The 20,307-nt window shown below is 46.9% G+C and carries 13 protein-coding genes and 1 tRNA gene; 6 read left to right on the forward strand and 8 right to left on the reverse strand.

Translation table 11 applies throughout. The features are described from left to right. Positions 1–456 precede the first annotated feature (456 nt). The 3 genes from RID53_RS00730 (at position 457) to RID53_RS00740 (ending at position 6,821) form a co-directional block, all read left to right on the forward strand. Entirely contained in the window at positions 457–1,896 is a 1,440-nt protein-coding gene (locus RID53_RS00730; protein ID WP_446386301.1) for a Ycf66 family protein, read from the forward strand. 125 nt (positions 1,897–2,021) lie between these two features. Beyond that, positions 2,022–5,513 carry an isoleucine--tRNA ligase gene (gene ileS, locus RID53_RS00735; protein WP_446386302.1) on the forward strand — a complete coding sequence of 1,164 codons (3,492 nt, stop codon included), beginning with the start codon at positions 2,022–2,024 and terminating at the stop codon, positions 5,511–5,513. 498 nt (positions 5,514–6,011) lie between these two features. Next, positions 6,012–6,821 carry a hypothetical protein gene (locus RID53_RS00740; protein ID WP_446373169.1) on the forward strand — a complete coding sequence of 270 codons (810 nt, stop codon included), beginning with the start codon at positions 6,012–6,014 and terminating at the stop codon, positions 6,819–6,821. Between the two features lie 249 nt (positions 6,822–7,070). Here RID53_RS00740 and RID53_RS00745 read toward each other — a convergent pair whose 3' ends face one another. The 3 genes from RID53_RS00745 to RID53_RS00755 all read right to left on the reverse strand — a co-directional run bounded on the left by RID53_RS00745 (position 7,071) and on the right by RID53_RS00755 (position 10,074). Then, positions 7,071–7,730: a hypothetical protein gene (locus RID53_RS00745; protein WP_446373170.1), complete on the reverse strand. Its 660-nt coding sequence runs from the start codon at positions 7,728–7,730 to the stop codon at positions 7,071–7,073. A gap of 160 nt (positions 7,731–7,890) precedes the next feature. Continuing rightward, positions 7,891–8,526: a hypothetical protein gene (locus tag RID53_RS00750; RefSeq protein WP_446373171.1), complete on the reverse strand. Its 636-nt coding sequence runs from the start codon at positions 8,524–8,526 to the stop codon at positions 7,891–7,893. A gap of 66 nt (positions 8,527–8,592) precedes the next feature. Next, a complete protein-coding gene (locus RID53_RS00755; protein WP_446386303.1) occupies positions 8,593–10,074 on the reverse strand; it encodes an eCIS core domain-containing protein in 1,482 nt (493 codons plus the stop codon). Positions 10,075–10,180: 106 nt separating this feature from the next. Between RID53_RS00755 and RID53_RS00760 the strand changes: the two genes are divergently transcribed. Then, on the forward strand, positions 10,181–10,477 hold the full coding sequence (locus tag RID53_RS00760) for a hypothetical protein (RefSeq protein ID WP_446386304.1): 297 nt from the start codon (positions 10,181–10,183) through the stop codon (positions 10,475–10,477). Between the two features lie 86 nt (positions 10,478–10,563). Here RID53_RS00760 and RID53_RS00765 read toward each other — a convergent pair whose 3' ends face one another. Beyond that, the gene (locus RID53_RS00765; protein WP_446386305.1) at positions 10,564–11,679 is read right to left on the reverse strand and encodes a WG repeat-containing protein; all 1,116 of its coding nucleotides are present in this window, start codon (positions 11,677–11,679) and stop codon (positions 10,564–10,566) included. A gap of 176 nt (positions 11,680–11,855) precedes the next feature. Then, on the reverse strand, positions 11,856–13,310 hold the full coding sequence (locus tag RID53_RS00770) for an eCIS core domain-containing protein (protein WP_446386306.1): 1,455 nt from the start codon (positions 13,308–13,310) through the stop codon (positions 11,856–11,858). 106 nt (positions 13,311–13,416) lie between these two features. Here RID53_RS00770 and RID53_RS00775 point away from each other — a divergent pair, with 106 nt between their 5' ends. Next, positions 13,417–15,462 carry an ATP-binding protein gene (locus tag RID53_RS00775; protein ID WP_446386307.1) on the forward strand — a complete coding sequence of 682 codons (2,046 nt, stop codon included), beginning with the start codon at positions 13,417–13,419 and terminating at the stop codon, positions 15,460–15,462. A 219-nt stretch (positions 15,463–15,681) separates the two neighbouring features. On the opposite strand, the gene RID53_RS00780 is transcribed toward RID53_RS00775, so the two are convergent. Next, a tRNA-Gln gene (locus RID53_RS00780) sits at positions 15,682–15,753 on the reverse strand. 484 nt (positions 15,754–16,237) lie between these two features. Here RID53_RS00780 and RID53_RS00785 point away from each other — a divergent pair. Further along, positions 16,238–16,471 carry a hypothetical protein gene (locus tag RID53_RS00785; protein ID WP_044204643.1) on the forward strand — a complete coding sequence of 78 codons (234 nt, stop codon included), beginning with the start codon at positions 16,238–16,240 and terminating at the stop codon, positions 16,469–16,471. On the opposite strand, the gene RID53_RS00790 is transcribed toward RID53_RS00785, so the two are convergent. Both RID53_RS00790 and ldpA read right to left on the reverse strand, forming a co-directional pair. Further along, positions 16,459–18,174: a R3H domain-containing nucleic acid-binding protein gene (locus RID53_RS00790; protein WP_446386313.1), complete on the reverse strand. Its 1,716-nt coding sequence runs from the start codon at positions 18,172–18,174 to the stop codon at positions 16,459–16,461. The two genes, RID53_RS00785 and RID53_RS00790, sit on opposite strands and share 13 nt — an antisense overlap. Positions 18,175–18,336: 162 nt before the next feature. Then, positions 18,337–19,590, reverse strand: coding sequence for a circadian clock protein LdpA (ldpA, locus tag RID53_RS00795; RefSeq protein ID WP_446386308.1), 1,254 nt, complete (start codon positions 19,588–19,590; stop codon positions 18,337–18,339). Positions 19,591–20,307 lie beyond the last annotated feature (717 nt).

The following is a 20,307-nucleotide window of genomic DNA, read 5'->3' on the forward strand; positions in this document are numbered from 1 at the left end:
GTCTATGAGTCTCCACTACTCATCGTTGCCATTTGTATATGGGGTTTTGAGTCTGTGATGCGAGCGTTGATGGCGCTAAAGCGCAACTACGAACTAAAAATCTGCGAAATCAGTGTTTTGGTTCAACGTCCAAAATTCATAAAATGGGGCAGAACTCTGGTCTGACTGTTGATAATTTTGCTGACGGGTAGAACTTCCCTGGGATGGCGACATTAAAATAGTTTCCAACACTTGTTCCACGCGATCGCACGATCAAAAAAAACCGTGTGACCTTTGCTGGGTAATGACTTTGGCTTAAAAACAGGACGATTGAACTAAGAGCTTGTAACATCTCGTTACAATTAACTTGGCGCGATCGCACTCGACCTGCTGAAAATAAGAAGGATAGGGTTAGGGGAACCCTTCACCCTATACCATCTAAAATGATGAACGTCAGATTCAAGGAGTATCCGCCTAATGTTGCCATACGTCCTCGCGTTGGTTATCGGTCTTGGTAGCTTTGCCTATTACATGGCAGCATTCTTTTTTCCCGAAGTCCACCGCAAAAGCGACTTCCTCTGGAGTGGTGTCGGATTTTTCTACGCCCTCGTCTTGTGGGTGTGCGCCGGACGGATTACGGGGGCGGTACTCCTGAGTCAACTCGCTAGTGTATCTCTACTGGGGTGGTTAGGCTGGCAAACTCTGATGCTGCGGCGACAGTTGGCGTTACCTGAAGCCCAAACCGAAATTTCGCCCCAAGTTCAGGAAAAAATAGCTAGTTCTGGGATGTTCCAACTGGCAAAAAGTCTAGTTGTTCAACCCGTCGCCCGGGTGTTCCGTAGAAAACCCGTTGCGCCAACCCCCGTCGTGACTGAACCGGAACCTGTGACAGAACCCGCCGCGCCAGAGACGGAAATCGCCCCAGCCAAAACGGAAATTGGCGAACCCTCCTCTGGGACAGTTACAGAGATAACAGAGGAAGTGCAACCGCCATCGGAAGAACCCGATGTTCCCGTCGCCTCTTTTACAGAGGTAAGCGAGGAAATCCCAGAGGAAATCCCAGAGGAAACCCCAGAGGAACCCGTAATCGCGGATATCACCGAACCGACTCAAGTCAGGGAAACGGTGGAAACAACGTCAACTGAAAAGGTTGAGGAACCCACTGAGGAAACAACCCCGCCCGAACAGATAGGGGAATTTGCCCCAGACGAGTCTCCAACCCGGACACCCCTAGAAGAATGGACGTTAACCGAGACATCTGTAGCCGAGACACCCCTAGAGGAACAGACATTAACTGAGACACCTGTAGCCGAAACACCCACCAAACCCGTCCAGAAACAAACCAAACAACGTCAAGGAATTAGGGGATTTTTCAATAAGTTCTTAGGCAAAGGGAAGGCAAAACCCGCTAAAACAAAGGAACCGCAGACAGTATCAGAGGATATTTCCACCTCACCCACACCAGAAATCCCTGAATCTAGTCCGCCAGACACCCCACTCGACACTTCCCCAACTCCGACTCAGGATATAGAAGAAACAGCCGCAGCCGAGGAAACCCTAGCCGACGAAACCCCAGCGGAAACCCAAATTGTTGACGTTACCCCAGCAGCAGAAACACCCACAACGGAACCGGAACTCACTCAGAACCCAGACATCCAACCCTCAGAAACCCCCGAAGAATCCGCAACTGAGACGACTCAACCCGCTGATTCAGAACCCCTGATGCGCCCGAATCCGCCTGAACCCGAACAGGTAGACGCCGCGAACCCATCCCCGGAACCGGAAACCTCAGAGTCTCCAGACATCCCAGTCGCAGATATTACCCCAGAATCGCAACTATCGCCTCCCGCTGAACCGATAGGAGAGGGTGACGTCAACACCCGACAATCTCAAGATTCAGAAAATCCTCCCCAGTAAAGTTGAAAGGATGGCAAATTCTCACCCATAATGTAGGGATAGATAAAGCTGCTTATGTAAAAAGGAGTAATCGGGAACCATCCCGACTCCCCCAAACGTACAACCATTAACCCATAGGTCGAACTGTGACAGAAGCTAAATCCTACAAAGACACCGTAAATCTGCCCCAAACTGAATTTAGTATGCGGGCAAACGCGGTCAAACGGGAACCGGAACTCCAACAATTTTGGCAAGACCAACAAATTTATCAGCGACTGTCACAGACGAATCCCGGTGATAGTTTCATCCTGCATGATGGTCCCCCCTACGCGAATGGGGCGCTGCATATGGGACACGCCCTAAATAAAATTCTTAAAGATATCATCAATAAATACAAGCTGCTGCAAGGGTATAAAGTTCGCTACATTCCTGGCTGGGATTGCCATGGCTTACCCATTGAACTGAAAGTCCTGCAAGCCATGGACGCCGAAGAACGCCAAGCCCTAACCCCGATAAAGCTGCGGCGCAAAGCCCGAAAATTTGCCCTGAAAACGGTTGATCAGCAGCGCCAAGGGTTTCAACGGTATGGTGTATGGGGAGACTGGGATCATCCTTACCTAACCTTAACCCCCGAATACGAAGCCGCCCAAATTGGCGTATTCGGTCAGATGGTACTAAAAGGCTATATCTATCGGGGAATGAAGCCCGTTCATTGGAGTCCCAGTTCCCAAACCGCTTTGGCAGAAGCCGAGTTAGAATATCCGGAAGGACATACGTCTCGCAGTCTTTATGCCGCGTTTCCCCTGACCAAAGCCACGGATTCTGTGGAAGCGAAGCTAAAACCCTATTTAGTAGATTTGGGCGTAGCAATTTGGACAACTACCCCTTGGACAATTCCCGGTAACTTAGCCGTAGCGGTGAATCCCGAACTCACCTACGCAGTTGTAGAAGTGTCGGAGAAATCAGCCAGTCAGGAGGCGGAGAAATCCTCGAAACCCAGTAAGACAAAGGCAAAAGGATTTGCGCCAACGCCAGACGAGGACTCCCCAGAATCAGACTCCACCGACTCAGACACGGAAGCCGAAGGGTTTAAATACTTAATCGTGGCGGCGGAATTAGTGGAACGCCTTTCTCAAACCTTGGATAAAGACCTAACCGTCAAAACTACCCTGAAAGGAGAAGAATTAGACCAGTGTACCTATCGCCATCCCCTGTTTGACCGGGAAAGTCCAATTGTAATTGGTGGCGATTACATTACCACAGAATCGGGAACCGGATTAGTTCATACTGCACCCGGTCATGGTCAAGAAGATTATATCGTCGGTCAGCGCTACAATTTACCGATTATCTCTCCCGTAGATGGAAATGGAGATTTTACCACCGAAGCTGGACCCTTTGCGGGGTTAAATGTGCTGCGGAATGCCAATCCAGCGGTGATTGACGCCCTGAAAGAGGCGGGTTCGTTCCTGAAAGAAGAAAACTACGTCCATAAATATCCCTACGATTGGCGAACGAAAGAACCAACTATCTTCCGGGCGACGGAACAGTGGTTTGCGTCGGTGGATGGCTTCCGGGAAGAAGTGATGAAGGCGATTAAGTCAGTTAATTGGATTCCTTCCCAAGGAGAAAACCGGATTACCGCCATGGTGTCGGAACGTTCGGATTGGTGTATCTCCCGCCAACGGAGTTGGGGGGTGCCGATTCCGGTGTTTTATGATGAGGAGACGAATGAACCTCTGTTGACAGAAGAAACCATCGCCCACGTCCAAAAGATTATTGCCGAAAAAGGGTCAGATGCGTGGTGGGAATTGCCCGTAACTGAATTATTACCCGAATCCTACCGCAATAATGGTCGCACGTATCGCAAAGGCACCGATACGATGGATGTCTGGTTTGACTCCGGTTCCTCTTGGGCGGGAGTTGTGCAAGAACGTGAGGAATTATCCTACCCTGTCGATATGTACCTGGAAGGGTCAGACCAACATCGGGGGTGGTTCCAATCCAGTATCCTCACCAGTGTGGCGACAAATGGTTGTGCGCCCTATAAATCAGTATTAACCCACGGCTTTGTTCTGGATGAACAAGGACGTAAAATGAGTAAATCTGTGGGGAATGTGGTAGACCCCGCGACAATTATTGAAGGCGGGAAGAATCATAAACAGGAACCGCCGTATGGTGCAGATATGCTGCGGCTGTGGGTGTCGTCGGTGGACTATTCGGTGGATGTTCCCATTGGTCAAGGAATACTGAAACAGCTTTCCGATATTTATCGCAAGATTCGCAATACAGCGCGATTTTTATTGGGAAATCTGCATGATTTTGACCCCGCCAAAAATGCCGTGGCGTATGAACAGTTACCGGAATTAGACCGCTATATGCTGCACCGGATAACGGAGGTGTTTGGTGAGGTAACGGAGGCGTTTGACAGTTATCAGTTTTTCCGTTTCTTCCAAACGGTGCAGAATTTCTGTGTGGTGGATTTGTCCAACTTTTATTTGGATGTGGCGAAAGATCGTCTGTATATCAGTCATCCCGATTCAGTACGACGCCGCAGTTGTCAGACGGTATTAGCGATCGCACTGGAAAATTTAGCCCGATCCATTGCGCCTGTATTATGCCATACCGCAGAAGATATTTGGCAATATCTGCCTTATCCCACACCCTATAAGTCGGTGTTTGAGTCGGGATGGGTGCAGTTAGACGAAACCTGGAAAAAGCCGGAATTGGTGGAGAAATGGACAAGGTTACGGGCGATTCGCACCGAGGTGAATAAGGTGTTAGAACAAGCCAGGGCAGAGAAAATGATAGGTTCTTCTCTAGAAGCGAAAGTCTTGCTTCATGTCCCCGATACGCAATTACGCCAACAGTTGCGGAAATTAAACCCCAGTGGGATTCCCCGCCTGTGGTTGCAAACCCCGAAACCGGAACTGATGGTGAGGGAACCGGAACCGGAAGCAGTATTAGCTTCAGAAACGTTGTCCTCAGACACAGGGGAACAAGAGTGGAATGTTAATCAAATTCTGTCTACTGTCTTGACGACACTACGCCAGGTGTTCAGCGAAAATCAGCGCGTATGGTTAACAGTGGGAGTGATTGTCGCCGTACCGATTACCTTAAAAGTAACCGCAACCGTATTAGCTTCGATCGCACATCTCCCCTTATTGGCTGATATGCTGCAATTAGTGGGGGTTGGCTACAGTGCATGGTTTGTCAATCGCTATTTACTCCGCGCCCCCAATCGCCAAGAATTAGCAGAAAAAGCGCGATCGCTAAAAACTGAGGTATTGGGTGAAAGTTCTCCCCAACCGGAACCCGCGACGACTGAACCTGAAGCCGCACCCCCACCGCCAGTACAACCCCAACCCAGAATTCTAGGGGAACGGTTTACGGTTCTTAGTAACGGGGTGGATGAGTTGCGCTATCTATTTTTAGCCTCCCAAGTTGAGGTATTAGACTCCCCGGATGCGATTGAAAATGCGGACTATCGCAGTCAGTCGGAACAGGTTTGGGTGGGGATTGTCAAAGCTGAAGGGGAAAAGTGCGATCGTTGCTGGAATTATTCCCCGTTTGTGGGTAAAATCATCGATCATTCCACGATTTGCGAACGGTGTCGGGCGGCGTTGGCGGGTCAATGGTAAATTGTCATTCGTCATTTGTCATTTGTCCTTTGTCATTCGTTCAATCAAGGAATTCTCGCCTTAAAAACCGGCTCTCCCGTACTTGGAGTGATAAGCAGAGCTTATTATCGCTGGAAAAATCACGCTGGCTTTATTGTCAAGAGCTTTTTTTTAAAGATTGTGTGAAGATTAACTGCTAGGTCAGTAGGATGCTTTATCATAACTTTATCTTATAATTAAAATGTGTTTGCGTTGTTTCAGAAATTCTATTTGTTTAAGAAAAGTAAATTTTAGTTTTAAGTTTTTTTTGACTAATTTTGCGAATTTCCTTGAAGTAAAGCAACTCCAGCACTCTGGCTGTATAAAACAGATTAGGGTGTTGGTTAATAATTGTCTGTAAATATATATTTTTTTTATACATAAAGTAATTAAAGAGTTGATGAAGATGGCTTTTATGGAATCGACCTCATCTAAAGAGAAAAGTATTATTAAGATAGCAAATTTAAAATGAGTTAAAAAATGATTAGCATCTATCGCAAAACAGTAGTTACCTTAGCTGGAATGCTTTTTGTCAGTTTTGGGATCACTAAAACAGCAAGTGCTTTTTCCCTTACACCTCAATATTCTTCGCTGGATTTTAGGGTAAAATCTAGTGCTGGACTTGGTGCTGGTGAAGTGTTTGTCGAGGACGTAGATTTAGATAATCAGTTTGGCACAATTAATTTATTAAATGGGTCAGTCAGTGCCTTAGCTACTTCTAACGGTCATAGCATACTAACTACAGCCGAGGGAACATCTGAGTGGACTAATAGCTCTGAAGGTTTGGTAAATCTTTTTAATATAGGCTGGAATATTGATGGGCGTGTTCCTGGCACAACTTCGGCAAGCGCAAACTGGCTTTACAGTTTTACTGCTCATGAGGATGGAATATTTGTTCTTGACTTTGAAATTACGGGTTTCGGTACATCTTTAATAGGAACATTTGGTCTAAATGGTTGGATTCTTGAATGGTCTGGATTTGAACCTAATGAAAATGTTGGATACGATCCTGATGAGAATCCTGATGCTCGTCCAGACTATCCCATATCAGGAACAATAACGCGAACAGTTCAGTCAGGTGTCACTTACACTGTTCGTTTGCGTGATCGCGGTGCAAATGTCGCCAGTACATCGTTGTTGAGTGGCATTACGCAGAGAAGTGGTATTTTTAAGTGGAAAGTGGTTGAGGCTACTGAACCTGTTCCTGTCCCAGAATCCTCTTCTGCTTTGGGTCTTCTAGCCTTTAGTGCTTTAGGAGCAAGTTCAGTCAGGCGAGTAACTAAATCATAGCAGGGTTGTTTCATTTATTGGCAGCCGCGTAAACTGAAGGGATCAAGATGCAGATTCAAACCGTGATTAGCGCTACGAGGTACGGAAAGGACATCAGTTAGTCCAAGAGGGAACAGGGAACAGGGAACAGGGAACAGGGAACGGTAAGGGAGCATCCCAATTTGGCACGTTGACTCTTTGAATTGGGCTGCAACCCTTGCAATTGCGTTACTTGAGGTAATACTTTATCCAAAACAGGATGCTCCCTGTTCAGTCACCGACAAAAGTTCCGTCCCCCAGTGAGAGTTTAGCGTTAAAAGTACCCTGAATCTCAGTTGCCATTTTCGGTACGCACAGATAGAGTTTTCCCGGAAGGTAATCCCCCTGTCGTTGACCAATCTGCAAAAATACTCGGTAATCTAGGTCGTCAAGTGTACTGTAATCCCACAACGTATAATAATCGACATCTGAATCCTCTTGCAGATTTTTCACATACTCCGTCGCATCAACACGATAATCCCAGATACTTTCGCGTTCTGTGCCGTATCTTCCTCCGTAAGCATAGGTTGTTCCTTCCGCCTTGGACGTGTAATACTCTATCGGTTCTACAGGAGATGAAGCACCAATGAGTATGTCAAAGATAAATAACACTGTGATTGCCTGCGGATCAAGATTTCCATGCTGTATCCGTAGTTTTGGAAATGAGATGTCTGACTTGTCTAAGGAAAACCTGCGCCCATAAACTTGACCAGAGACAGGAGTATTTGGTATTTCCTCTACTGTTGGTATTTCTGGACAATTAATCGGTTCCGGTGGAGGGATTAGCTGGGGGCGAGATTGTCCGAGAAAGGGAATGCTGTCTCCTGAACAACTCGCCATTGTTATAGTCGCTAACATGACTACAACATTTATTCTGGTTTGAGACTTCATTTTCGGCTTACGTCTAAAATGATTAATTAGGAATTTGAAATTAAATTCATACTAAGTTGCCTTCACACGTATAACTCTCTTATTCTCTTATTCTCTTATTCTCTGTGTTCTGTAGTGACTCTGTGGTTCACCAAATTCTACGTTAGACTGCAACTTGGTATTAGTCATCGACAAAAGTTCCGTTAGGGGGTGATAGTTTAGCGTTAAACGTTCCTTGAATCTCAGTTGCAGCTTCCGGTATGCACAAATAGAGTTTGCCCGGAAGGTAATCTCCCTGTCGCTGACCAATCTGCAAAAATACCCGGTAATCTGGATAGTCAAGCGAAGTACTGTAAGACCACAATATATAATGATCGCCATCTGAATTATCTTGCAGATTCTTTACATACTCCGTCGCGGCAACACGGTAATCCCAGATACTTTCACGTTCTGTGCCATATCTTCCTCCGTAAGCATAAGTTGTTCCTTCCGCCTTGGAGGTGTAGTATTCTATCGGTTCTACAGGAGATGAAGATTCAACTGGGTCAAAATATGAAGATCCAACTGGGATGTCAAAACTAAATCGCACTGTGATTGCCTGCGGATCAAGATTACCCTGTTGTATCCGTAAATAAAGAAGAGAAATATCTGACTTGTCTAAGGAAAACTTGCGCCCATAAACTTGACCAGAAACAGGAGTATTTGGTATTTCTTCAACCGTTGGTATTTCTGGACAATTAATCGGTTCCGGCGGAGGGATTGGCTGGGGGCGCGATTGTCCGAGAAAGGGGATGCTGTCTCCTGAACAACTTGCCATTGTTATGGCAGCTACTATTATTACAAGGTCTATTCTTGTTCGAGGTTTCATTTTCGGCTTATTTTCTCATTGTTGCAAAGGCATATTCACTCGCTCATTTTCATGTTTAGTAACATAGCTATGACTACCATCATCAGGATCGACGTCTTTACTCTTAACTTTTTGAGAGACATAAACGCCATCTGGAGTATGATTGCCATCACCTCCGGATTCAATGGGATTACCACCTGCATTCCCCGCAGAACTTATATAGAGAGAAATCTCATGAGTGTGGGCATAGTAGCTGTTGGTTCCGCCTAAAGAAAACTCTTCAATATTTGCCTTAAAATCCTGTTCACTGCTGAAATTGGTGCCAATATTGGCATTTGCTTCTACAGGAAGCAGTTTTTTAATTGGCAACCTTCCAGAAGCACCGAGACTTCCCTCGAGTTGCCGACGATTATGAACGCCAAAGTTGAAATTCATGTTAGGTGTTTCCCAGGTTTTAGCATTCTTTAAGATGTAGGTGGCACTAAACTTGTATCCTTCATGTCCTCCCCCGAAATCTTTTGGTTCTGTTTTGGCGCTGGAAACCATTAACCGAACGTGGCTACCAACGGTTTTATCACCGAGAAATAATCGTGGTGTTCCTTGGAATTTGCCTTGGGTTGCGCCCAATGTAGCAGAGATTCTAGGATTAATGTAATAGGTTCCCTCACTGCCTAAATTTCCGCCTCTTCCCGCCAAAGCACTGCCAAAATTTCTCTCATCAATCAATTTGACCTCTGCGGATGCCCAAACATCTTGCCCGATCGCACTCGGTTGTCGCGGTGCATTTTCGGCTTGTGCCATTACCGAAGGCATCGACGGCGCGATCGCAGTGTCTCCTATATACTCTCCTAATAAAGGTTCAGCCGATTTCCCCGCTACCACGGCATCCGCTACCGCATCGGCGTGCTGTTCATATTTATCCCCCACCTGTCCCAAACCATCCTTCAGTTGCACTTTCCCAGATTGTTGCTGCATGACATGCGCTGCTTCATGGGCTGCCAATCCGACACTCGGAGTCTTAGCAAAGGCAATCCGATTTCCAGAGGTATAAGCCGCCGCCCCCAACTGCTGAGATGCCGCCGCCGCCTCTTTGCCCATATAGGCTTGAACATGGGATAAGTCTTGACCAAAGGACTGTTGGATTTTATCCAGATGTGGTAATTGTCTCGGTGTTCCCCTAAATCCATCCCCGGCAATGTCTTGGGGTGACTTGTGTTGCACCGCCTCCCCATTGTCTTTAAGTTGCACCCCATCCTCGGCTTCACCGTGGGCATCTTTGGGCTGGATGGCTTGCATTTGTGCCTGTCTTGGCATCGCCTCATCCATTCCCTCAAGCAGCTTTGCCTGAATTAAATCTCGGTCATAACTCGAATAAGCGCGAGTCACCTTTCCAGAAGCCGACGGTTGTTTGGCTTGCGACTGTACAGGAAATCGCGGTGGTGCAAACCCTGTAGCACTATCTTTGGGCGCAGGAGTGGGTGGAATAAACGAAGGTTTCTTCTGTTGAGCTTCTTGCATAAGCTGATGACTATATAACTTGCAATTAATTGAGCAAAACTATATGCTGTATATAAAAATTATATCGGACAAATTCGACTTCCACGTCAGGGGTTCTACCCATTCTATGACTTCTACAGCAATAAATTGGTACAAAGCCAATTATCAATATTTGATGACATCGGTTAACCGAGTTTATCGTCATATTAAATGCTATATTTCCCACAAACAGAATCAGACAACTGACCCAAACCCGGATTTTCCCCCACCGGAAACGCCTAACTCGGCGATTCCCTTTGCCTTGGATATCCTCTGCACCCAATTCGGCTTATCGGCTTGCGATCGCGATATCCTTCTCCTATGCGTGGGTATGGAACTCGACCCGGATTTTCCCTTACTCTGTCGCCAAACCCTGAAAAGGTGAAATGCTCTGTCTGTCAAGCGCTTGAGCTGCTTGTCACCCCTTCAACCATTACTCCTTTACTGGCTATACTGTGTCAACTCGATAAATCAGTTCGTGGGAGTCCAAATGTACCTTCCTGTGTTATCGATATAACCTGGCTTGCTGTCAATTGTCACCCATGCCAATCCTTGGGAAAATTCACTGGCAAAATTAAATTGAGGCTCGATTATGATCTGCCCACTTTTATTAATATAGCCCCACTTTTCACCCACGGCTACAGCAGCTAGCCCTTCAGAAAAGTCTTTGACTTCATCAAACTCCGTTTTAATCACCATCTGACCTGTTTTATCAACATAGCCCCAAGTCAGATCGGCCATTTCTAGTGGTCCTTCCCGAACAGGTGGACCTGTGACTACGACAGCTAACCCTTCAGAGAAATCAAAAGCCTGTCTAAACTGTAAATCAATAGCGATTTGTCCAGTCTTGTCGATATAGCCCCACTCGACACCCGATCTCACCACTGCCAAACCTTCGGAGAAACTTCTATCTAAACTCAAAGGTGACTCAATAACAAACTGCCCCGTTTTGTTGATATAACCTGATTGTTTGCCAAGCCTAACTAATGCCAGTCCTTCGGAAAAGTCTCTAGCTTCATGAAACTGCGGTTGGATAATTATCTTGCCCGTCTTATCGATATAGCCCCACTTACCATTAATCGCGACACTAGCTAGCCCTTCGGAAAACCGATACGTTGTATCAAATTGTGGTGGGATAACCAGTTTGCCAGTCTTGTTAATATAACCTATTTTACCACCAATACCTACAGCAGCTAGTCCTTCGGAAAAGGAAGAAGCACGATCAAACTGCGGTTCAATAATAATCTGCCCAGTTTTGTCAATGAAGCCATTCTTACCCCCAATTCTGACCCATGCTAGTCCTTCAGAAAAAAAACCAGCTTCATCAAACTGGGGTTTAACCATAATCTGCCCCGTTGAGTTTATATAACCATATTTATCACGCTGAATAATCGGAAGTAATTGATTTGTTTCTTGACTTTCTACCCGTGAGGGATTGGGTGAGTCAACTGACTCCAATGAATTGTTTAAGATTAACCTCTGCTCTTGCGGACTACAGGAAATTGAAGCGGAAAGAGCCAGTCCTAAAAACATCAAAATTATTTGAACAACCTTTTTGTTGAAGTTAGGCAACATACTGGTCTTCAAAACTAGATTTTAACATAGATTTTTACTAATTATACCAAATAATTTTAGCTCAACTTAGTTAGAATAAGTCGCCATCCGATGCCCTGTATAATTCCTCACATTCAGATAAGTCATTGTTCTCAATCTACTAGAGAGGCTAGCCGTCTCATTGTATCAATTGACCTCAGCGCAGATTGTTAGTTTCCACGACAGTTTATCCGTGCAATTGTTCCTACAAAATGGACACCTCGGCGTTTGTTAATCAGATATTTATAGATATCCGACCAAACATTATCAGTAACTGTTATGCACCCCGCTGAACCACGTCCACGGTGTAAGTATTCATCTCCTTGGGGTCCCTCGTAAACTCTAAACCAGACTGTAGCATAGTCTCCATATTGATTACCCCCAGGATGAGGAAAATCAGGAAGTCGCAGGGCATAAGTCACACCACAGTGTATCTTGTCAACACCCCAAGCGACATTTATGATTGCACGTGCACGTTTACTTCCATAGGTGAGTTGTTCCGTTTGGTCGTTATAGGTGAGATCTGCCGACCCACCCCAAGTCATAGTATCGTCAAGATAGCCGGGTGCGAGACTGAGTTTTTTTCCGTATACTTCTGTTTCATGTCCTTCCAAGGACTCAAAGTAATCTCGCCCCTGCCTAAATCCCTCATATTTAACTTTCAAATAATCAGGTAAACTAATTCGTTGACCACTCTCGTCTAGGGCTGTCACCCATCCGCTTGTTCCTCCTGCCCAACCTTGATAACCACGAGTATTAACTCCTAGTGTTTGCCCGATTTGAAAACTTGTAGCAGGGCGATCAGCTTGAGCTTGAATATTTCCTACTTCCCCCTTCATCAGTTGGTGCTGAATAGTCTTGGTTTGAGGGAACATTGGTAACTTTAATTTACTCTGTGAGTCCTCACCCTGTACAAAATTGGGATAGTCCTCTTGTAGAGGTGGTGCTACTCCTGTATACTCTCCTAATAAAGGTTCAGCCGATTTCCCAGCTACCACAGCATCCGCTACCGCATCGGCGTGCTGTTCATATTTATCCCCTACCTGCCCCAAACCATCCTTGAGTTGCACCTTCCCTGATTGTTGCTGCACCGTATGGGCGGCTTCATGGGCTGCCAATCCGACACTCGGACTCTTGGCAAAAGCAATCCGATTTCCAGAGGTATAAGCCGCTGCCCCCAACTTCTGAGATGCCGCCGCCGCCTCTTTACCCGTATACGCTTGAACATGGGACAAGTCTTGACCAAAGGACTTTTGGATCTTATCCAGATGCGGTAGTTGTCTGGGCGTTTCTGTGAATCCATCAGCGGCAATGTCTTGGGGTGACTTCTGTTGTACCGACTCCCCATCGTCTTTAAGTTGCACCCCATCCTCGGCTTCACAGTGGGCACATTTCGACTGGATGGCTTCAGTTTGCGCCTGCTTTTGAATCGCCTCATCCATCCCCTGAAGCAGCTTTGACTGAATTAAATCTCTCTGATCACTCGAATAAGCGCGAGTTGCCTTTGACAGTGGTTTGGCGTGTGACTGTACGGGAAATCGCGGTGGCGCAAACCCTTGATCACTGTTTTTGGGCGCAGGAGTGGGTGGAATAAACGAAGGTTTCTTCTGTTGAGCTTCCTGCATAAGCTGATGACTATATAACTTGCAATTAATTGGGCAAAACTATATGCTGTATATAAAAATCATATCGGACAAATTCGACTTCCACGTCAGGGGTTCTACCCATTCTATGAATTCTACAGCAATAAATTGGTACAAAGCCAATTATCAATATTTGATGACCTCGGTTAACCGAGTTTATCGTCATCTTGAATGCTATATTTCCCACAAACAGAATCAGACAACTGACCCAAACCCGGATTTTCCCCCACCGGAAACGCCCAACTCGGCGATTCCCTTTGCCTTGGATATCCTCTGCACCCAATTTGGCTTATCGGCTTGCGATCGCGATATCCTCCTCCTATGTGTAGGTATGGAACTCGACCCCGATTTCCCGTCACTCTGTCGCCAAGCCAGTGGTGACTCCCAGAATAATTACCCGACTCTGAGTTTAGCCTTATCTGTCTTACCCAACATCAGTTTAAGCGTCCTAGGACGACAATCCCCCTTACAATATTGGCAACTGATTGAAATCGCTCCAGGTGTAATCTTAACTCAATCGCCCCTACGAATTGACCCCCGTATCCTCTGCTATCTTTTAGGCGAACCCAGCATCGATGCTCAACTTGATGAGCGAGTTAACCTCCTAGATCTCGGCTTAACCGGAGAATTAGCCCTTCCCCCATCCCATCAGCAAATCGCCCAGATCATTGCTTCGGCTTGGTCTGAATCTACCCCCACCTCAAACCTGCCAATTATCGAATTGTCTGGCTCAGATTTGACCACAAAACGCCGCATTGCTGCTGAAGCCACAACGTTATTTGGCTGTTCTATCCGTCGTATGTCAGCAACGGTACTCCCCTCAGAATCCACCCAACTGCATCAATTGCGGCGACGCTGGGAACGGGAAGCTATCTTAACCAATTGTGTATTGTTCCTCGAATGTGACTCTCTGAACATGGGAGATGCACCAGGAGTATCACTGATTTCTCAATTTATTGCTGAAATCAGTACCCCCCTAATCCTGAGTAGCCAACAGCGACTCCCCGCGACAGAACGCTCCCTAACCACCTACGATATACCCAAACTCACTCCCCAAGAACAACGTTCCCTATTTTTCACCTATCTAGCAGACAACGGAAACGAACTCAATGGCGAGGTTAATCGCTTAATCGCCCAATTCAATCTCAGCCAAAGTGCGATTCATTCCGTCTGTACCCAAGCCATCCATCAGGTTAATCGCAATGATCACACCAATTTAGGAACAACCCTGTGGAATACCAGCCGCCACCAAGCCCGTCCTCGCCTAGATGCACTCGCCCAACGCATTGAAACGCCAATGACGTGGGATGACCTGATTCTGCCAGAATCCCAACTCAAAACCCTGAAGGAAATTGTCGCCCACACCCGCCAACGCGCCAAAGTCTACCAGGATTGGGGAATGGGGGGAAAACAGAGTAGAGGATTGGGACTGACGGCGTTATTCTATGGTCAAAGTGGTACAGGTAAAACCACTGCTGCTGAAATTATTGCCAAAGAACTGCACCTCGATTTGTACCGCATTGATTTGAGTGCAGTTGTCAGTAAATATATCGGAGAAACGGAGAAAAACCTAGCTCAAATCTTTGACGCGGCTGAAGTCGGCGGTGTAGTCTTATTATTCGACGAAGCCGACTCTTTATTTGCCAAACGCGGTCAAGTCAAAGACGCCCGCGATCGCTATGCTAACCAAGAAGTCAGTTATCTACTCCAACGCTTAGAAAGCTATCAAGGGTTGGCGATTCTCACGACCAACTTAAGAGACTCGATTGACTCAGCCTTTGAGCGACGATTGCGTTTTGTATTGGAATTTCCCTTCCCAGATGCAATGCAACGAGAGCAGATTTGGCGGCGCGTCTTTCCCAAGTCTACTCCCACCCGACGATTGAATTTTGAGAAGTTAGCGCGGCTGGCTGTTTCCGGAGGTAGTATCCACAATATTGCTTTAGCCGCAGCCTTTCTCGCCGCTGAAGCCTCAGAACCAGTAGGGATGAAGCATCTATTAGCAGCCGCGCAAACTGAAGGGATCAAGATGCAGATTCAAACCGTGATTAGTGTTGGTACTCAGGATTGGCTGGAACCATCGAAATCTAAATCTAAGTCAAAATCTAAATCCAAATATAGCGCTACGCGCTAGGCAATAGGCAATAGGCAATAGGCAATAGGGTAATGGGTTATAGAAATGTTGTCTTCCATCTCCCCTGCTCCCCTGCTCCCCTGCTCCCCTGCTCCCTACCCCCACCACAAGACTTATTCAGCAGCCCCTACATTAATCCAACTATCAATCCCCACCCTGTAAGAGAGTGGGGAATTCCGCCGAATCGATTAATCAAATTATTTTTTCGGGTAGATGCGACTGGGGTGCCAGGATTCGAACCTGGGAATGGCGGGACCAAAACCCGCTGCCTTACCGCTTGGCTACACCCCAATGTGTGTACCTTGCTTATATTAGCAGTTGTAGCTGGGAATATGTCAAGAGATTTTGGAAAATTGGCTGATTTCTCCTGATCTCAGGGAACAGAAGGCTCAATTTACGCGGCGGACTCCCCATCTATAAACAAGTGTTAAGATAAGCTAAGATTATTTAACTCGTTTGCCAAGGGTAAAAAAGTTAATATAATCTTTATATTACGCTTGAATCCCCTACAATAAGGCATTGGCTGCATTGATCAGGGGAACGTAGCTTTTACATATCTTCAGGTTAGGAGGATTTCTGTCCAAGGGTTGACCTCAATTTGTATTCTTTTGTAAAGAAAAAATTTGATAGCATGTCGAGTTGTCACCATACCGTCAGACCCAGTAAGAGCAACGCTCTACTGGCGATTTATAGCTAGGGGTGACTATAGCTGAAGACAACTCGTTATAGAACCTGGCACAACTTTAACCTACCGATTAACGCTGGAGATTCACTAATGAGATTAATTCGCGAAATTGTTCAAGAAGCGGAAAAGACTGGCTACCTGACCCTGCAAGCTGAAGACCAATTGCGTCAGCTTTTAGCGAACAAGTACGACTGGGAAGACTTTACCGCGTTCATCCAATTACAGCAAGCAGTAATGGAAGAACGGGTGAAGCAAGAGTCTCGTGAGCTACTCTACACGTTATCCTCTTGCCACACCCCTACCCCTTGCCATCAAGCGGGATAGATTCGCAAGCGGCGATTGGGTTCATCGCCAAAACTATCGGACTTGAGGCGATAGTGTTCCACCAGTTCGTGCTGCATCTTTCGCACTTTTGGCGATCGCGGTAGTAATTCGACAGGTTGTCCATTAGGAATCACGATTTGCTCGACGGCTAACCGGGCTTCTTCTAGCGCCTCAATCTCATCATCACTGCCACTTTGGGTAAATAAGCGCAAATCTGCTGCATCGGGAACTCCAGGATCATCCATATCCAACATCCGCCGCAGGGCGCGACTCACTTGGGGAACGGTGCTGGCTTTAACCGCGTGGATAGGAATTTGCCGGGAGCGGGCAATTGAGCGCAGTTTCGAGTGACTTTTAACATGCGATCGCAAGCCTAAAATGGCATCAGCGCTATCCATGTCCTTGGTTAAGACAACGGGTAAATTTAGCACCCGAATCACCTGCTCAATTTGATGGCGACTCACCCCATACGGATAGACATGGAGGGGCAGATCTTCACCATTGGGTCCAATCGTGTCTACAACCTCGCCAACGGAGTTGGGTTGTTGCCAAGAGTCATGGAGAAGCTGATCAAAATAACTGGTTTGAGCCGAAGCCGATAATGATGAACGCGATAGTGGCTGCATCTGTCCCGACGAACGCCAGCCACTGGGTTTTGCCACTAACCCGGACTGGGTACGGCGTTCCAGGGGTGCGGGTGCATCAGGGAATTCACGGGTAATAATTACCTTATTCTGCTCATCCACCGTCCGCATTTGGGGATTCGGTTGGCGTCCCCGCAGTAGCGCATCCACGGTATCCGCCACACTCTCATGCACCACCCAGCGCTGACGCTCCAGCATTTCCACCGCAATCTCAAACGTGGGCGGTGCTTTGCGTTCCAATACCGTTTTTTGAGAACCCCGACGTCTGGCTTCATCATCCCCCAGAGTTACGGCTTGAATCCCGCCGACTAAATCAGAGAGGGTTGGATTTTTAATCAGATTCTCAATTTGGTTTCCATGGGCTGTTCCCACCAACTGCACCCCCCGTTCCGCGATCGTGCGAGCGGCGAGGGCTTCGAGTTCGGTGCCAATTTCATCAATGACAATCACTTCGGGCATGTGATTTTCCACCGCTTCAATCATCACCTGATGTTGAAGTTCTGGACGCGACACTTGCATCCGCCGAGCTCGACCAATGGCGGGATGGGGAATATCGCCATCGCCTGCAATTTCATTGGAGGTATCAATAATCACCACCCGTTTTTGCAGATCATCTGCCAGCACCCGGGCAATTTCGCGTAACGCCGTCGTTTTGCCCACACCTGGACGCCCCAACATCAAAATTGATTGACCCCGTTCGACGAGATCATGAATCAGACCAATAGTGCCAAACACCGCTCGTCCGACGCGACAGGTTAACCCGATAATGTCGCCGGGACGATTGCGAATCGCGCTAATCCGGTGTAAGGTTTTCTCCAGTCCGGCTCGATTATCCCCACTGAAATGCCCAACCCGCTCAACACAATAGTTTAATTGTTCAGCGGTGACGGGGGTTTCGGACAGATATTCGGCACCAGAGGGGAAACGCACCTCAGGAAATCGACCCAAATCCATCACCACTTCAATTAAATTGTCGCGATGGGGGTGTTGCTCCAGGATTTGGCGAATATCCTCTGGCAAAATAGCGAGTAATTTTTGGAGATCCTCAGTAATCTGCATCCCAGCTAAATTGGTGGTGTTAGATAAGGCTTGATTGGATAACGATTGGGGATGGGATGGGTTCATCCCGTTGGCATTCACCATAGGCTTGTCATTCGTCATTTGTTTATGTCATTCGCCTGATGTATCTGATGTAAAGGTGTGAGGACTATTTACAGAGCTTCATATCGTTGGATTTATTTCCACCAACCTCCTGAGTTCGTCTGGAACAGGCTTAGAAACGGACTTCAGTTGAGATACTAGGGAATGGGCTAGAGTCACGGCTTTTGCCAGCCGATGCGGATCATTTTCCAGGTTTGCCCTTGATGATAATGGAAATGCTTGGAAATTGATATCATGATTTGCTTCATGGTATTGATCGAGTTGGTCTAAAACTGGAGCCAGTAATACCCGGGCATAGCTTCCGTAAGCCACACCCGCGACAAAGGGCTGGATGGGGTTAGCGGTAGCGTCTTCTGGGGTTCTAGGGTTGAGGAGTCCTACTGCTTTGAGTTTACTCACGGTATGGTGATTGGTTCCACCCGCTAGTTGCACGTATCCAGGTAAGTTAGCGGATAACACCTTTTGTGCCAGCTTCACGGCTTTTCGTGTGGTTCCTGTACCAATATCACCGCTCATTGGCTTGCCATCGGTTTGCCAGAGGAGGGGACAAGGTAAGGGCGTGATCAGATGGTAAAGTTCCCAGAGATAATCAATCAAGCCCTCACCATCCGGACAACTGATAGCCAGCAACTTCAGGGTATGCATCCAGGGAGCGATCGCGCCCCAGAGTCGTTTAAAGTCAGTAAAATGCCCGACTTGGGTGTGAATTTCCAAAGCATCAACGCCCGTTGAAAGAATCAGTTCCGCTAGAGTTGTGGGGGCGGATACATAGGAGCGAGTATAGATCAGTTGACTGGGGCAAACGGGTAAACAACGTCCACAACCATAACAGCGTTGATCAATAACACCGGAGAATCCCTGGGGCGAGTGAGACGAGTTGAGGGGTTGAGCCGACTCCCACTTTCCTGAATTTTCCGGATGAGTTGGCGGTGACTCGAAGACAATTGCTTGAGCCGGACAAATCGTCTGGCAAGGGCGGGGACAGTCTGGGGGACAGGCATTGGGGTTAAATTCAGCTTTGCGAAAATGAGGATCTTCCCCATCGTTTAAACTGACCATTAACCAGGGTTGATGCCTGTATCCTATACCTTGGGCTTGACTGGATTCCACCAGACGTGTAGCTACCCCTATGCCTGTTTTTGCCGCCGCCATTACGGCAGGGTCAGCTGCCACATCAATACAATCAGCCCCAGCTAGAGTATACGCCAAGGTGAGGTTACGAACGGCAGGGAGGTGCTGAAAACTGGCGCCGCAGATGAGCTTGAACCAGTGACCTTCCCTTAGGGATTTTAAGGGAGTGTACAGTTTAATCACCCTTATATGCTAATTCCTTGTGCCAAAAATGGGGAGATCGATTTCTCAGTCAACCTGGGGGATAATCAGCCCTAGGGTTTCGGATTAAGGGGGGATGCTACCCGTGCGATCGCGGCGTTGATCGGTTAATTTCGCTATATCTAGGTAGTTGAGTTGGCGTTTCCCCTAAATCTAGGGGGTAAATACCGAGGGGGGTGTTTCTTATCCCCGACCTTAATGAACCTGGATTTCATGTTTAAGTTTTGTAACATTAATGAATCCGGTTGACCTAGTACCAGACGCGCCATGGGGCATCTGGTATTGATTCCCACAAAAAGACCCCGCTCTGTTCATTTGGCGGAGTCAACCTTAACTCTCTACTACACTAAAAAGATTACTGCAATTCCAGGGTGAGATCTATGAAGTTTCGGTAAAGTTGCGGGGGAAAAGTTTAAAGATTCTGTAAAGCTACTCTCTTGTCCCTGACAGGCTCCCGTAGAGACTCCTCCGATGGAACCTCTGGAAGCAGAAATGAAATTAAGCTGTTCGGCATTTAAACTGTAATGTTAATCAGGGCGCAATCCTTGTAGTGCGTTTACCCGCATTTCTCACAAACTAATTCTATAAGTCAATTTGCCGCTTAAAAGTTGAGCTTTTTAAAGAAGAATATAAAAATTCCAATTTATCAAACAAAATTATTCTAAAATTGCCAATCCCTGCCTGTTTTTTCCACTAAAA

This window comes from Coleofasciculus sp. B1-GNL1-01 (assembly GCF_040220235.1).
Taxonomy (GTDB): Bacteria; Cyanobacteriota; Cyanobacteriia; order Cyanobacteriales; family Coleofasciculaceae; genus Coleofasciculus.

Coding starts and splice junctions, on each gene's coding strand:
- RID53_RS00750 (WP_446373171.1), bottom strand. CDS start 8,526: ATGGCAAGTTGTTCAGGAGACAGCATCCCCTTTCTCGGACAATCGCGC.
- RID53_RS00785 (WP_044204643.1), top strand. CDS start 16,238: ATGAGATTAATTCGCGAAATTGTTCAAGAAGCGGAAAAGACTGGCTAC.
- RID53_RS00755 (WP_446386303.1), bottom strand. CDS start 10,074: ATGCAAGAAGCTCAACAGAAGAAACCTTCGTTTATTCCACCCACTCCT.
- RID53_RS00775 (WP_446386307.1), top strand. CDS start 13,417: ATGAATTCTACAGCAATAAATTGGTACAAAGCCAATTATCAATATTTG.
- RID53_RS00730 (WP_446386301.1), top strand. CDS start 457: ATGTTGCCATACGTCCTCGCGTTGGTTATCGGTCTTGGTAGCTTTGCC.
- RID53_RS00770 (WP_446386306.1), bottom strand. CDS start 13,310: ATGCAGGAAGCTCAACAGAAGAAACCTTCGTTTATTCCACCCACTCCT.
- RID53_RS00790 (WP_446386313.1), bottom strand. CDS start 18,174: ATGCAGATTACTGAGGATCTCCAAAAATTACTCGCTATTTTGCCAGAG.
- RID53_RS00740 (WP_446373169.1), top strand. CDS start 6,012: ATGATTAGCATCTATCGCAAAACAGTAGTTACCTTAGCTGGAATGCTT.
- RID53_RS00760 (WP_446386304.1), top strand. CDS start 10,181: ATGACTTCTACAGCAATAAATTGGTACAAAGCCAATTATCAATATTTG.
- RID53_RS00745 (WP_446373170.1), bottom strand. CDS start 7,730: ATGAAGTCTCAAACCAGAATAAATGTTGTAGTCATGTTAGCGACTATA.